This window comes from Type-D symbiont of Plautia stali, from assembly GCF_001485335.1.
GTDB lineage: Bacteria > Pseudomonadota > Gammaproteobacteria > Enterobacterales > Enterobacteriaceae > Pantoea > Pantoea vagans_C.
This window is the reverse complement of the sequence record NZ_BBOC01000121.1, coordinates 1-11,972: the sequence shown is the minus strand read 5'-3', so window position 1 is coordinate 11,972 and position 11,972 is coordinate 1. Positions and strand designations below refer to the sequence as shown.

The following is an 11,972-nucleotide window of genomic DNA, read 5'->3' as shown; positions in this document are numbered from 1 at the left end:
GCGAAAAGGAAATAAGCGTGCAATCGCTTATTACCGAGCTCGGACACATGGCGGAGGCCGGCGGCAGCGATAACCGGCTCACTGAAATATCCGAAGCCAGAAGCTGGCTGAAGAGCTTTCACGAGCCGGAGCAGGCCGTCCGGCACGTGCCGTACCTGCAGACCCTTGCGGGCCTGAACGACGAGAAGAACTGACGCCAAAGGACGTAGTCCGGCTCTGGCCGGAAGACGACGATGAAGATGACCTCAGCGGTCGCGCTCAGGCGTGTACCGGCCGGAGAACCTGTCAGGGACGACACTCTCCGATAGTTCTGTTCTTAAACCGACACAGACATTTCTCCGCGATGTATTCAGGCATACAGTGGCTGCTCTAAACGAAAGGAAGCAGCGTTTCAGACCGCGTCAGAGCGCTCTGAAAGTGCAGGCCTGCATCTACCGGCCGCGCGTGACCGACAGCAAGTCCCCCTTCAGATGCCGGGGTCGTCTGGCGTATATCCTACGACCAGCTGAAGAAGTACGCGCAACGTTTCCTGCCTGCCCCCGTCCGTTTCATCCGTAATTCGTCTCGTGATCTGCAAGATAATGGTTTTGTTACTGACAGGTACTCCCTCTGCAAGGATGGTGCGGATAATGTCGTCCAGTGTCTCTTTTTCTGACTTAAACCGGTTACCGGTGCCAGACAGGTAGGCCTGAATGTGTGCGACCGAATTCGTATTTCTCATGCTGTGAAGGCCCCTGGCTGAATGTGTGTTGCAACAGGCGATGGAAAGAGGTTAACCGGCGTGCCCCGGCTGTAAATTCTTCGTCTGATATCAAGTATATGGCAGTAAACGAGGCGCGGAGCGGACAGCTTAAGAATCGGAAAAAGCGGGGCGGGGGGGGAGGGCAATACAGGCGGAAAATCATTTATGCCGGTACGACAGTGGGCTGAAGGCCGTTATCGCCCGTAAAGAGCGGGAGAAAATGAAGCGCGAACGGCAGTCATGTTACAGCACTGAACTGACTTTGGAAATGAATGCCCCCAAAATAACTGCCGGTTTTGTGCGCGTATTCTTTCCGCTGAGTATTATCCGCCTCCTGCAGGCTGCTTAAATCGCAACAGAAATTAATTCCGTCCGTTATATAACCGGGCATACAGTGACTGCTTTAACAGGAAGGGTGAGATATGTGGCAGTTTTATTATCTGCTCAGGATGGGGCAGCAGGACCAGCTTCACGTGAAGGGGTGCGTATGCCTCGAAGACCACCCGGAGCGACGGTTTCTGGGCTCGGCCATTAACTACCGGCACGCGTATCAGATTGCGTCACAGTACCTCAGCTTACGGGCCTCCATCTGCCGGCTGTGCGTGGACGACAGCATGACGGAGACGGGGGGCTCCACGCTTTTGCCGGCCCCGTAACGGGTCGTTTTTACGCTTAAGTCACAGAACAGAGAATTCTTCACGTCAGATACCGTCACGGACCTAAACTTAACGTTACCCGATACCGGGTGACGGAGGTAACCATGGCTGACCGTAACGTTAAAAATGTGAAGGATGGCAAAGACGCCGACCACAGCAAGCTGCCCGCGGGCAACAAAAAAGACACCAGGGACAGCGACACCATGAAGCAGAAGGGCGGGAAGTAGCCCCGCGGGAGCGCTGCATGACTGAACACCCGATGCCTGATGACGCCACGCCCCTGCCGGACGGGATACCCGAGCCCGGTCACGAGGACGAGGTGCCGGGCGGCGACAGAGATATCCCGCCCGACCGGGGTGCCATCCCCCTTATTTAACCGCCTCCGGGCGGTTTTTTTCGTACGTATTTATGCACACCGCTTAAAGCGATACACTGTATATATCCCCAATAAGCGGAGCGCATCTGAAAAACGAACATGAGATACAGGACCTGATGCACGAAGCCATCGGGCTGGCCATCAGGCAGATACTGCGCAGGGGCGAATCAGTGAACCCGCACGAGCTCATTGGTACGCTCTGGCGCCTGAAGGAGTCCAGCGCCGATGTAACCCTGCGCGAGGCCTGCAACCGGGCCATCCGGCTCTTTGCGGGAAAAATGAACTGAAAGGTAGCCCTGACCCGGTTCCAGCCTCACACAGCCTGGCCGCCGGCGTCGTCCGGCGTGTGGGTTACGACCAGCTCCAGCACGTTGCGCAGCACCGCCTGCCGCTGCGCGTCCTGCTCGCGTTCAAGCTCGCGAATGACGTACATGATGAGCGTTTTGTTGGTCAGCTTGCCGCCCGGGGCCAGAATCGCCTGAGTGGCCGCCTCAAGCTCGGCATGCTCTGCCGCCAGCGCCTCGCCACAGTTCTGCATGCGGTCGCGAATGACGGTTACGGAATTTGTGTTTTTCATGCTGTGAAGGTCCCTGCCGGAGCAACCTGAGCGGATGACGGCGCTGGAAAGAATGACGCGATTTTTGTTGTGTTGCCGGGTGAACTGCATCCGCAGCGCAGGCCTGGCGTCAGTATCATTATAGGAGGGGAGGCAGAAAAGCGCTTCGTTAACCGGGCTACTCTGTCTGACTCAGCATCCAGCTGAGCTTTTAATGCACAAAGCAGAGCGGGCGCCCGTCGCCCGCCATGGTGGAGTAGTTATCTCATCGTCTTCATCAGCCTGCAGGCGAATGGTCGCCTCGCCGCCGCCACTGAGGTCTCCAGCATCGGAGAGCATCCAGCTCTGAGCCGCGCCGCCGCGGGCGCCCACGGTGCGGAAATCACGCAGCCAGGATATTGCCGCACTGATGCGGGCGATACGACAGCTGAGCTCCTCAGCTCTCAGCATAACGTTAAGCTCCGTCAGGAGAGAGTCGATGGTTATTTCCTGTTCACGCACGGCAAGATTGACAGCTGCTTCACCAATAACTGCGTGACCGGTCATGTCTTCGCTGTACAACACGTTTACACCTCGCTTAAATAATGAGAATGATGTTAACCACATATTAATTATAGCAAATGGGATGGGGAAATTAAATTTCATCTATCGTCATGAACTATAGATAAATAAGGTAAAATATACTGAACTTATGTTGATTGGTATAAGTGGCTAATGTTTTTTATTTGGTGGGGCACTGTGTTTTCGCTCAATGCGGAGTTCGGGTGCTCTAACTTCTGATTCTCTTGTATGTGTTCGTTGATGGGGTAAATATTGTTAACAACGCGTTCAGGAGCATATCGCTCGTATCAGAACACTATGACCACATGTGATTTTAAGCATATTTTCAGGTGCATTAGTTGGGAGGGGGCTAACCGAGCTTGCCTGGCACATGATAAAGATCGATATGTTTGAGGGCTCCGTTTTAATTTAAATCGAAGTCTGACTGTAGAAAAAAAGTTCCGTCACTATTCCTTATTCATGCCTGAATAAGATTTATCATGTAAACGAATATGTGTCCCTGGGTGTGCGCCAAATGTGCCACCACGATAATGTAACACTCGTCCAGACTGTGAAATATTCCCGTTGTGACTGCTGTGATCGAAAGCCGGTAATTTATTGCAAGCGTCCATTGTGCTGGAGTTACTTCAAGTAAGAAAATGGTCCTCAACTAATCACATATGCGGCGCAGGATTTTGCGAAGTTAACCGTTATATTAAATTTAACGCCATCCAGGAACCGACGCACAGTCTGCCTGCCCCATCCAGTAGCTTTACCGCCTGAAATTGAACTGATGTTAAGACAAACGTTGCGGCTGAACGGATCGGGCCAGTCAGTGCATAGCGGTTCCACCTGCGTGGCCGCTCAGGCGTGCGGGAGCCGATGGATCGGAATTGAGCTGATGGAGCAGTACCACGCCGCCGGCCTGTGTCGCCTGTATGCCCACCGCGACGCCCGCGCGCCCAGATGAACGGAGAAATGACGATGAACGATCACACTATGCACACTGACAGTGATGCCTTGGCGGCCGACGTCGCAGACCTGGAAGAATCGCTGTATGAGTTTCACCTGCGCCTGAGCGACATGATTGGCGCCACCTATGGCACGGCGCCAGCCGGGAGCTGCGTATGACGGGCCTGTTTATCGAGGGTATTGACAGCGGCCTGGTTGAACTCTACCGGCGCGCGGCCATGATACAGAAACACCTGAGGGCGTGATTGATTATAAATCGAATACCCCCTCTTCATCCCTGCCGGCGTAAGGCATGGCCACTTTTATCCACAGGGTTCCGGGGCGGATATGCACCCCGGATGTGGACAAGACGAAAAGGACGTTGCTGCGCGCCTCATTGATGCCGCCTGTGGCGGGGGAATAAAAAAACCGTGCGGTCTGCGGCCTGTACCGTGACTGTTAACCACACTGACTGCGGAGATTTCTGATGAATACTGCCACTCTTGCTTTTGAGTCCGCGCGCGTCCTTGACGGCTATGCGCGCCTGCGTTTTCTGCCCGCGCTGTTTGGCGACGATTTCATGCGCGCCGAAACCAACTTGTACCTGTTCGCCGACCGTTTCCTGGCGCACTACGACGGCGGCGTATGGGACTTCGCGCTGCTGCCGTCCGGCGGTGGCATCGTGATCACTTCACTGGTGCTGAACCATCGTAGCTGGATGTATGACCATCACGACGAGGGCGAACTTGTGCGCTGTACTGCCGCCGCTACCGTCAGCTTACCGACTACGCTTTTTCCCACCCGGAAACCGCTGCGATTTTTGCCGCGCTGGGCTGATTAACTGGCAGGGTGGCAGTGGCCGCCCCTCTGAGGGATGAAAGATGCACGACAGCGTAAAAAATATCTGCGAACGTCTGAATGGGGAGTTTAGTGACGAGGAGTCTGTGGCCGTCCTGGTTTGGACAAAACGTGATGTCATGGACTGCGCAGGATGCATGGAGATCACGGAAGAAGAGGCGGGCAGGGTGCTTAGCGCGATTGGAGACGAGGGCTATCACTGTGAATACGGTACAGGGAAGGACAGCGTGCGTGACATGCTGTACACCCTGCGTGAGGAGGAGGAACAGGTGCGTGAAGTGAGCGTATCCGCGATCGCGCTGGCGCAGGTGCTGCGTGTGGCCTTGGATTTTATGCGACTTGAGGATGCGCCGGCCGGGGAAGGGTACGCGGCGAGCCAGTGGCGTTCAGAGCAGATGCTCTCAGAAAAGTCGGGGAGGCGCTAAAGCGCTGACAGCAGTTCGGGCAGGGAAGCCCGGATAACCTGTAAAAAAAAGCCCCGTGACAGGGGCGCTTCTTAACGGAACCGGAACGTCGGCAACGGCTACGGGTTCATCCTTAACCATAAAGAAGAAGAGGTAGTGCTCTATGTCCGTCTGAATTATAGCGCTTTTTTTATTTCGTATGGCGCTCCGGTAAAGGCAAAAAAACCTCTGCCGCCTGGGCGGCGGTCACGGTGGCCTTTTACGAACTTCAGGCAAGCCTGTGTAATCAGGAACCGTAAAAGAGCGTGTGTAAATGTTATTTATCAATTAATTCAGTTGCATATATTGTTGTTCAACCTTCATTAATCAGTCATTTTTCCTTTTCTTTCAACGTGCCCTGCGTAGATTCGTGGAGTCAAAGCGGTGCCAGCCCGGTAAAAACTACGAAGAACGCACTCAAAATCCGCACAAACGTAAAGAACATCGCTCTCTTCGGCTTACCTGGTTTGAATTCGATTACGACCCGACAACGGCGCTTGAAGATACTGAATGATCTCCGCACCCGATCGCGTGTCTCACTGAACGTCAGCTATTGCTTTGAGCCTGCGACCATGCGCAACCGGCTTGAAAAAATCGCAGTGTACACGCGGGCGGGCTTCACTAGTGCTGGTGAGCTGGTCGCCGCGCTTCGTATGGGAGGGCACGCCGCATGATCCCGAAATCACACGCACTGGTCACCCTGCTGCCGGAACGTCAGGCCGCGCTACAGGACATCGCACTGGTTGAGCACACGCCGCAGCGCGGCACCCGGCTTGCCCGCCATCCTTACGCCGCCGCGTTTATGAAGCAGCTGAGCGGGAGGAACCGCGCCAGCGTACGCGCACTGAACCGCATCCGGGGTATTTACCTGCGCCCGCGCGAAAAAATGCGCGCCGCTCCCGGAGTGGGAAAGCGCCCTTGATGAGTTTCTCAGCACAGCGGGTGAAGTGTGTCCGCTGCCGCTGCCGGGAGAGCTGGCAACCGCTCTATTTCCGGAGGCCGTTTTCCGCCAGGCAGAGCGTGCGAAACATGCAGCCAAAAAGAGCGTTAGCCACATTACTCGGCGGGAACGGCAGGCGGCGGATTAACGTGATCGCCAGCTGGAGAACAGCATCCGGCAGGCCGAAACCGAGCTGGCCTTCCGTACACCGGAAACGCTGCGCGGCTGGTTCGCTGCCTGGCGTGACAGCGTAGCGGAAATAACCTGAAGAACATGGTCGCCGCGTGGGCGCGGCGCTTTCTATCGCTGAACGACCTGGAAACCCTGCAACAGTATGCCGGAGACGTCGCCTTTGAAGTGGCGGGAGAAATACACCTGCGATCGCTGCACATGGACAGCAAACAGAAGAACATGAATCACTGGCTGGTACCAAACAAGCTGACGGCCCGGAACATCCTTTCCCGGGATGGTAAAAAATAACAATGCAGAGTGTTTTGCGTGGCGAAACATATGCTATACTGTTTCTTAACAGGAAACGCGGGGCCGAAAAGTGATTAAAAGCTGGAAGCACAAAGGATTACAGAAGCTGTTTGAAAAAAGTGATATCAGCGGCGTGCAGGCAAAGGACGCTGAACGCATCCGGCTTCGTCTGCTGGTCATCGATGAGGCGCTTTCCACGAATGAATTCAGAAACTATCCTGGCTTTCGTTTTCATCCCCTGAAGGGCGACAGGAAAAACCTGTTTTCCATCACGGTCAGGGCTAACTGGCGCATCACTTTCGAATTTACGGACGGTGATGCCTTTATTCTCAACCTGGAGGACTACCACTGATGGCCATGTTCAATCCCCCGCATCCGGGCGGCCTGATCACCGAGTACATTGAAGATAACAATATCGGTCTGCGCGTGCTGGCGAAAGAGCTGGGCGTGTCCGCCTCGGCGCTGAGTAAAGTCGCCAGCGGTAAGGCATCGGTCAGCCCGGAAATGGCGGTAAGGCTGGAAGCGGGGCTGGGTATTGCGGCGCGCCTTTGGTTATCGATGCAGGCCGCCTGCGACCTACACAAGGCGCGAGAAACCACGGACGTTTCTGGCGTGCACCTTCACCCGGGCGTGATGGCGGCTTCCGCTCAGGACCGGCCAGGCAAGTAAACGCTGTTACAGTTATCCTCACACCGCGCCGTCTGGCGCGGTTTTTATTTGCGCCTTCTGTTCGCTCCTGGAAGTCATCACCGCCGCCCTGCGGGCCGGGAAAAGCCGGTGCTGTCGCACCGGCCGTGTCCGTCCTGCTGTTTATCACCATCATGCGAATATCTGTATCAGGTATGTTAATGACCCGAACAGTGACCTGCTCCTCGTTGATTAATACACCGCGATGTTAGTAATGTCTTCATTAGCCACATGAGGACATCCCCATGAAGAAGCGTTTTTCCGACGAACAGATCATCAGTATCCTCCGCGAGGCTGAAGTTGGGGTTTCTGCCCGTGAGCTCTGCCGTAAGCATGCTATTTCAGACGCTACCTTTTATACCTGGCGCAAGAAGTTTGGCGGTATGGAGGTGCCCGAGGTAAAGCGCCTGAAGTCGCTTGAGGAAGAGAACGCCAGACTCAAGAAGCTGCTTGCCGAAGCCATGCTGGATAAGGAGGGACTTCAGGTGGCTCTGGGGCGAAAGTACTGACGACAGACCAGAAGCGGGAAGCCGTTGAGTTTATGTGTGATGCGACCGGTCTGTCGCAACGTCGTGCCTGCAGGCTGGCCGGGCTGTCACTTCCATCCTGTCGTTATTCGGCTCAGCGTTCGGTTGCTGACGCGCAGCTGTCTTTACGTATCACAGAGCTGGCACTTGAATGCCGTCGATTTGGTTACCGGCGCATCTGGCAGTTATTGCGTCGGGAGGGCTTTCACGTCAACCACAAGCGGGTTTACCGCATCTATAACCTTAACGGTCTGGGTGTAAAACGCAGGCGGCGCCGTAAGGGGCTGGCGACTGAACGGCTTCCGCTTCTTCGCCCGGATGCGCCGAACCTGACATGGTCGATGGATTTTGTCATGGATTAACTTGCCAGCGGCCGCCGAATTAAGTGCCGGACCTGCGTGGATGATTTCACGAAGGAGTGCCTGACGATCACCACGGCATTCGGGATTACAGGCGTTCAGGTGACACGTATTCTGGACAGCATTGCGCTGTTTCGTGGCTGAGCTATCATGTTGAAAATCTGCTTGAGCAGGCAGTAAGAAGGAACTGAACTACCGGGAGTTCCTGTGTATGGCGCTGCAGCAGGAATGGAGCGTACGGCACCAGCGGGGAATGGAATCCCGGCTAAAGCAGGCGCGCTTGCCGTGGGTGAAAACGCTGGAGCAGTTCGACTTCAGCTTCCAGCCGGGCATAGACCGAAAGGTCGTCCGTGAGATTGCAGGTCTGGCGTTCGTGGAGCGCAGTGAAAACGTGATCCTGCTGGGCCCGCCGGGCGTGGGGAAAACGCATCTGGCGGTCGCGCTGGGAGTAAAAGCCGCGGATGCGGGCCACCGGGTGCTGCTCATGCCGCTGGACAGGCTGGTTGCCACGCTGATAAAGGCGAAGCAGGAAAACCGACTGGAACGACAGCTGCAGCAGCTGTGTTATGCGCGGGCACTACCCTGGATGAGATAGGTTATCTGCCAATGAACCGTGAGGAGGCCAGTCTGTTCTTCAGGTTGCTGAACCGTAGGTATGAAAAAGCTAGCATCGTTCTGACGTCAAACAAAGGGTTCGCTGACTGGGGCGAGATGTTCGGAGATAACGTGCTGGCGACGGCGATCCTGGACCGTCTGCTGCACCACTCAACGACGCTGAACATAAAAGGAGAAAGCTACCGGTTGAAAGAGAAACGCAAGGCCGAGGTACTGGCAAAAAGCGCAACGCCAATCAGTGATGATGAAATGGTGGAAAGCGGACAGCGTTAATGACCAACAGCGGACAATGAAAATGGCGAAAAACGGTCAGTAATCTTGGCGTTGACATTAAGGGGCTGCGTTGCTCCAGCAGGTCAGCGATCTCGCGGAGCTTTTCTGTCAGGCAGGGAGGAGAAACCGGAAGGTAGAACGGGGGCAGGGCTCTGGCCATTTGTTATGTTCCGCAATTAATGGATTTGTACATCATATCTTCGGCTGCCGGCTGTGTTTCATGAACGCCGTCATAAAGGGTGGCTAAGCGTTCCCTTATTATATGCCGAGCCCTGGCGGTAATCAGACGGCCTCGCAAACAAGCAACTGTGCTGAAAGAGGCAGTAAAAGTTCGTAACTCATCAAAGCTATTAGTATCTGGCTACAGGCCGATAAAGGAGTTGTTCTCACGTCCACCTGGAAAAAAAATGAAAATATCAGTTCGCCTTTTCTCAGGCTACGGCCTTTTGGTTATCTGTTTTTAATCTGCACCGGCCTGTCTCTGCACGCGCTCAGTGAGTCCCGGCAAGGCATGGAAGATACTGTAAACTACAAAATGAGGCGCCTTACGCTTGTCCTGAACATGCGTGCTGCTGTTAATAACATGGCAGTATCAGTCAGAGATATCGTCCTGCTCAAAGACACTGAGCAGGAGAAAAAAGAATGGCAAAAGATCAGTAATTTACATGAAAAGTATCTTCAGGAACGCGATCAGCTTGTTACCAGCATGATGCATAACGCTTCCCCTGAAGGAAAATCAGCGTTAGACAGTATTCTGTCCTCAGACAGCACCGCTCTTAATACGCTGACAGTTGCAGGAAAAATGGGGATGGACAACAACCAGTCAGAAAAAGCCGCCGACTATCTGCTGAACACGGCGCGCCCGGCTCAGCAGGTGCTGTCAGATGCCCTGGACGGGCTGACCGATGTGCAGAATAAGCTCAGCCGGGACACGGTAGCTGTTAACAGCGCTTCTGTACGTGAGGCTTCCGTGTTGCTTCTCTCTCTTACGACTCTTTCAGTCCTGTTCTCTTTTCTGACCATTTTTATGATAGTCAGGGCGCTGATGCGCCAGTTAGGCGGGGAACCAAAAGATGCTGAAATACTCGCAGCAGCAATTGCTTCTGGCGACCTGACGAGTCAGGTCATTCTGCGGCACAACGATAAAACAAGCCTGGTGGCTTCACTGAATGGTATGCAGACAAACCTGCGGAGGCTTATCTCTCAGATAAAGGATTCGGCCGGCTCCGTGGCGCTTGCCGCTGATGAAATTTCGCAGGGAAATACCGAACTCTCCTCCCGCACAGAGCAGCAGGCAGCCGCGCTGCAGGAAACGGCCGCCAGCATGGAGCAGCTTACCGCTACAGTGAAAAGCAATACTGCGGGCGCACAGCAGACAGCTGGTTCAGCCCGTGAAGCAGCCCAGGTTGCCCGTTCGGGCGGTACAGATGTGCAGCGCATGTCAGACACAATGAATGCGATATCTGTGAGCGCTGCGAAGGTGCGGGATATTACATCCGTAATTGAAAGCATTGCCTTCCAGACAAATATTCTGGCCTTAAACGCCGCAGTGGAGGCCGCCCGGGCAGGTGAAGAAGGGCGGGGATTTGCCGTGGTGGCGGGTGAAGTCAGGACGCTTGCAAAGCGTAGTGCGAGAGCTGCGCATGACATCAAACTACTGATGGCGGAGGCAGTAAGTGTTGTTGACAGCGGCGTGGTCGCCGCCGCAGATGCAGGGCACAGCATAATGAAAATTGTCAGTATGGTGGGTGAGCTGGCGGAATCCATGGATAATATATCACTGGCTTCATCCGAACAGATGCAGGGTATCTCCCAGATCAGCATTGCCGTCAGTCAGATGGATGGAGTAACCCAGAATAATGCCGCGCTAGTTGAGGAATCCTCGTCTGCCTCACAGTCACTGTCTGAACAGGCACACGCGCTGCGCGAAATGGTTGAAGCCTTCAGGGTATAAGGTCTTTGAGAGGAGGGTGTGGGTTAATTATTCGCTGCGGTTTAGTCGGACACTTTGCTACATAAGGTCAGGGGCTGTACAGAATTTAAGTCACAATAAGACCTGTGACACAGCATAATATTAAATTTTGAACAAATTTTTAATCAGCAGACATTTTTCCCGGAGATCCCGGTGATATTGAGTCTGGACAATGCCGATCAGCACTATCATATCCCGCTGCTACTCAGTCAGTAAGGGTGCTCGACTTACCGGGGCAACTGAGTCGGTCAGGCACACCAAGTTTCATCAGGGAAACATTTGATAAAAAACCGGCGCGTCGCCGGTTTTATCAGGGGTACCCGATGCCTACCATTTGAACTGATTAGAGTCTTCCCAATCCTTAAGCTCTTTCTCAGCCTGCTCCTTGCCGTAACCGTAGCGTTCCTGGATACGGCCGACCAACTGGTCGCGTTTCCCTTCCGCCACGTCCATGTCGTCATCGGTGAGTTTGCCCCATTGTTCCTTTACTTTGCCTTTGAACTGCTTCCAGTTTCCGCTGATGCGATCTTCGTTCATGCTGTTCTCCTTGATTGATGGTCTGTGGCCTCAGGGGCTTCATGCAGAGCTTTGTGCTAAACAGTATGAATCATCATGATAAATTTTCCTGCACAACGTCACATTTCCCGATTTTTTCTGAAGGATGACCAGCCGAAACGGCAGGCGTGGCTGACAGAAAGACTCCTCTCCGGCTACGTGCCGGCATCACCCAGCTATCCCCACCGCGGCTTGCAGGGGAAAAATGCTCTGCGTGATATATTTATCTTATATTACTGTTATTTATGACAATTAATGTCACTACACCCATATCATCCTATTCTGAATGGCTTGGCAAAAACTCAGAAATTATCCCCTTCATGAGCGGCTTCTCGACAGCAGCGAGGCACGCTCGTCCCCCCTCCCAGATGATCAGCGCAAGCATGGCCAGCGCGCCCATGACGGCAAACGCAGCGGAATAGGAGTAGTGTGAAATCAGCGT

13 protein-coding genes and 6 pseudogenes are annotated in these 11,972 nt (G+C 54.2%); 15 read left to right on the top strand and 4 right to left on the bottom strand.

The annotated features are described in order from the left end of the window. Positions 1-194 (top strand): hypothetical protein (locus PSSD_RS24015; protein WP_058973967.1); only part of this gene is annotated, 194 nt, incomplete at its 5' end. A gap of 272 nt (positions 195-466) precedes the next feature. On the opposite strand, the gene PSSD_RS24010 is transcribed toward PSSD_RS24015, so the two are convergent. Continuing rightward, a complete protein-coding gene (locus PSSD_RS24010; protein ID WP_058973966.1) occupies positions 467-721 on the bottom strand; it encodes a biofilm development regulator YmgB/AriR family protein in 255 nt (84 codons plus the stop codon). Between the two features lie 781 nt (positions 722-1,502). Between PSSD_RS24010 and PSSD_RS28405 the strand changes: the two genes are divergently transcribed. Then, positions 1,503-1,625, top strand: a complete 123-nt coding sequence (locus tag PSSD_RS28405; RefSeq protein ID WP_268810653.1) for a hypothetical protein — start codon at positions 1,503-1,505, stop codon at positions 1,623-1,625. 265 nt (positions 1,626-1,890) lie between these two features. Continuing rightward, positions 1,891-2,061: a hypothetical protein gene (locus PSSD_RS27875; protein WP_167347705.1), complete on the top strand. Its 171-nt coding sequence runs from the start codon at positions 1,891-1,893 to the stop codon at positions 2,059-2,061. Positions 2,062-2,087: 26 nt separating this feature from the next. On the opposite strand, the gene PSSD_RS24000 is transcribed toward PSSD_RS27875, so the two are convergent. Together PSSD_RS24000 and PSSD_RS23995 are read right to left on the bottom strand one after the other, a co-directional pair. After that, complete coding sequence (locus PSSD_RS24000; RefSeq protein ID WP_058973964.1) at positions 2,088-2,351, bottom strand: biofilm development regulator YmgB/AriR family protein; 264 nt, start codon at positions 2,349-2,351, stop codon at positions 2,088-2,090. Between the two features lie 171 nt (positions 2,352-2,522). Beyond that, complete coding sequence (locus PSSD_RS23995) at positions 2,523-2,975, bottom strand: hypothetical protein (RefSeq protein WP_235589286.1); 453 nt, start codon at positions 2,973-2,975, stop codon at positions 2,523-2,525. 736 nt (positions 2,976-3,711) lie between these two features. Between PSSD_RS23995 and PSSD_RS28255 the strand changes: the two are divergent. The 12 genes and pseudogenes from PSSD_RS28255 to PSSD_RS27580 form a co-directional block, all read left to right on the top strand. Then, positions 3,712-3,840: pseudogene (locus tag PSSD_RS28255) on the top strand (DNA methylase); the annotation flags it as partial. A gap of 14 nt (positions 3,841-3,854) precedes the next feature. After that, entirely contained in the window at positions 3,855-4,001 is a 147-nt protein-coding gene (locus PSSD_RS28250) for a hypothetical protein (RefSeq protein WP_235589285.1), read from the top strand. A 307-nt stretch (positions 4,002-4,308) separates the two neighbouring features. Next, positions 4,309-4,662, top strand: a complete 354-nt coding sequence (locus PSSD_RS23990; RefSeq protein WP_235589284.1) for a hypothetical protein — start codon at positions 4,309-4,311, stop codon at positions 4,660-4,662. Positions 4,663-4,702: 40 nt separating this feature from the next. Then, positions 4,703-5,104, top strand: a complete 402-nt coding sequence (locus tag PSSD_RS23985; protein WP_058973963.1) for a DUF1380 family protein — start codon at positions 4,703-4,705, stop codon at positions 5,102-5,104. A 688-nt stretch (positions 5,105-5,792) separates the two neighbouring features. Continuing rightward, positions 5,793-6,044, top strand: a complete 252-nt coding sequence (locus PSSD_RS23980) for a plasmid SOS inhibition protein A (RefSeq protein ID WP_058973962.1) — start codon at positions 5,793-5,795, stop codon at positions 6,042-6,044. 25 nt (positions 6,045-6,069) lie between these two features. Continuing rightward, positions 6,070-6,542, top strand: a pseudogene (locus tag PSSD_RS28585) (plasmid SOS inhibition protein A). Positions 6,543-6,612: 70 nt separating this feature from the next. Beyond that, positions 6,613-6,894 (top strand): type II toxin-antitoxin system RelE/ParE family toxin, encoded by a 282-nt coding sequence (locus PSSD_RS23970; RefSeq protein ID WP_058973960.1) that lies wholly within the window; start codon positions 6,613-6,615, stop codon positions 6,892-6,894. Then, on the top strand, positions 6,894-7,211 hold the full coding sequence (locus PSSD_RS23965; RefSeq protein ID WP_058973959.1) for a HigA family addiction module antitoxin: 318 nt from the start codon (positions 6,894-6,896) through the stop codon (positions 7,209-7,211). Before PSSD_RS23970 ends, PSSD_RS23965 begins: the two co-directional genes overlap by 1 nt. Positions 7,212-7,474: 263 nt before the next feature. Further along, a pseudogene (locus PSSD_RS28535) lies at positions 7,475-8,256 on the top strand (IS3 family transposase); the annotation flags it as partial. Next, positions 8,256-9,003, top strand: a pseudogene (gene istB, locus PSSD_RS28530) (IS21-like element helper ATPase IstB). The pseudogenes PSSD_RS28535 and istB, both read left to right, overlap by 1 nt. A gap of 407 nt (positions 9,004-9,410) precedes the next feature. Continuing rightward, positions 9,411-10,957, top strand: a pseudogene (locus PSSD_RS23940) (methyl-accepting chemotaxis protein). A gap of 123 nt (positions 10,958-11,080) precedes the next feature. Next, positions 11,081-11,191: pseudogene (locus tag PSSD_RS27580) on the top strand (hydroxyisourate hydrolase); the annotation flags it as partial. A 111-nt stretch (positions 11,192-11,302) separates the two neighbouring features. On the opposite strand, the gene PSSD_RS23935 reads toward PSSD_RS27580, so the two are convergent. Next, entirely contained in the window at positions 11,303-11,512 is a 210-nt protein-coding gene (locus PSSD_RS23935; protein ID WP_058973954.1) for a CsbD family protein, read from the bottom strand. Positions 11,513-11,972 lie beyond the last annotated feature (460 nt).

Bases quoted from the DNA above. Each gene is read 5' to 3' on its own strand.
- PSSD_RS23990 (WP_235589284.1), top strand. From the start codon at position 4,309: ATGAATACTGCCACTCTTGCTTTTGAGTCCGCGCGCGTCCTTGACGGC.
- PSSD_RS24010 (WP_058973966.1), bottom strand. From the start codon at position 721: ATGAGAAATACGAATTCGGTCGCACACATTCAGGCCTACCTGTCTGGC.
- PSSD_RS23985 (WP_058973963.1), top strand. From the start codon at position 4,703: ATGCACGACAGCGTAAAAAATATCTGCGAACGTCTGAATGGGGAGTTT.
- PSSD_RS27875 (WP_167347705.1), top strand. From the start codon at position 1,891: ATGCACGAAGCCATCGGGCTGGCCATCAGGCAGATACTGCGCAGGGGC.
- PSSD_RS23995 (WP_235589286.1), bottom strand. From the start codon at position 2,975: ATGAAATTTAATTTCCCCATCCCATTTGCTATAATTAATATGTGGTTA.
- PSSD_RS23935 (WP_058973954.1), bottom strand. From the start codon at position 11,512: ATGAACGAAGATCGCATCAGCGGAAACTGGAAGCAGTTCAAAGGCAAA.
- PSSD_RS23965 (WP_058973959.1), top strand. From the start codon at position 6,894: ATGGCCATGTTCAATCCCCCGCATCCGGGCGGCCTGATCACCGAGTAC.
- PSSD_RS23980 (WP_058973962.1), top strand. From the start codon at position 5,793: ATGATCCCGAAATCACACGCACTGGTCACCCTGCTGCCGGAACGTCAG.
- PSSD_RS28250 (WP_235589285.1), top strand. From the start codon at position 3,855: ATGAACGATCACACTATGCACACTGACAGTGATGCCTTGGCGGCCGAC.
- PSSD_RS28405 (WP_268810653.1), top strand. From the start codon at position 1,503: ATGGCTGACCGTAACGTTAAAAATGTGAAGGATGGCAAAGACGCCGAC.
- PSSD_RS24000 (WP_058973964.1), bottom strand. From the start codon at position 2,351: ATGAAAAACACAAATTCCGTAACCGTCATTCGCGACCGCATGCAGAAC.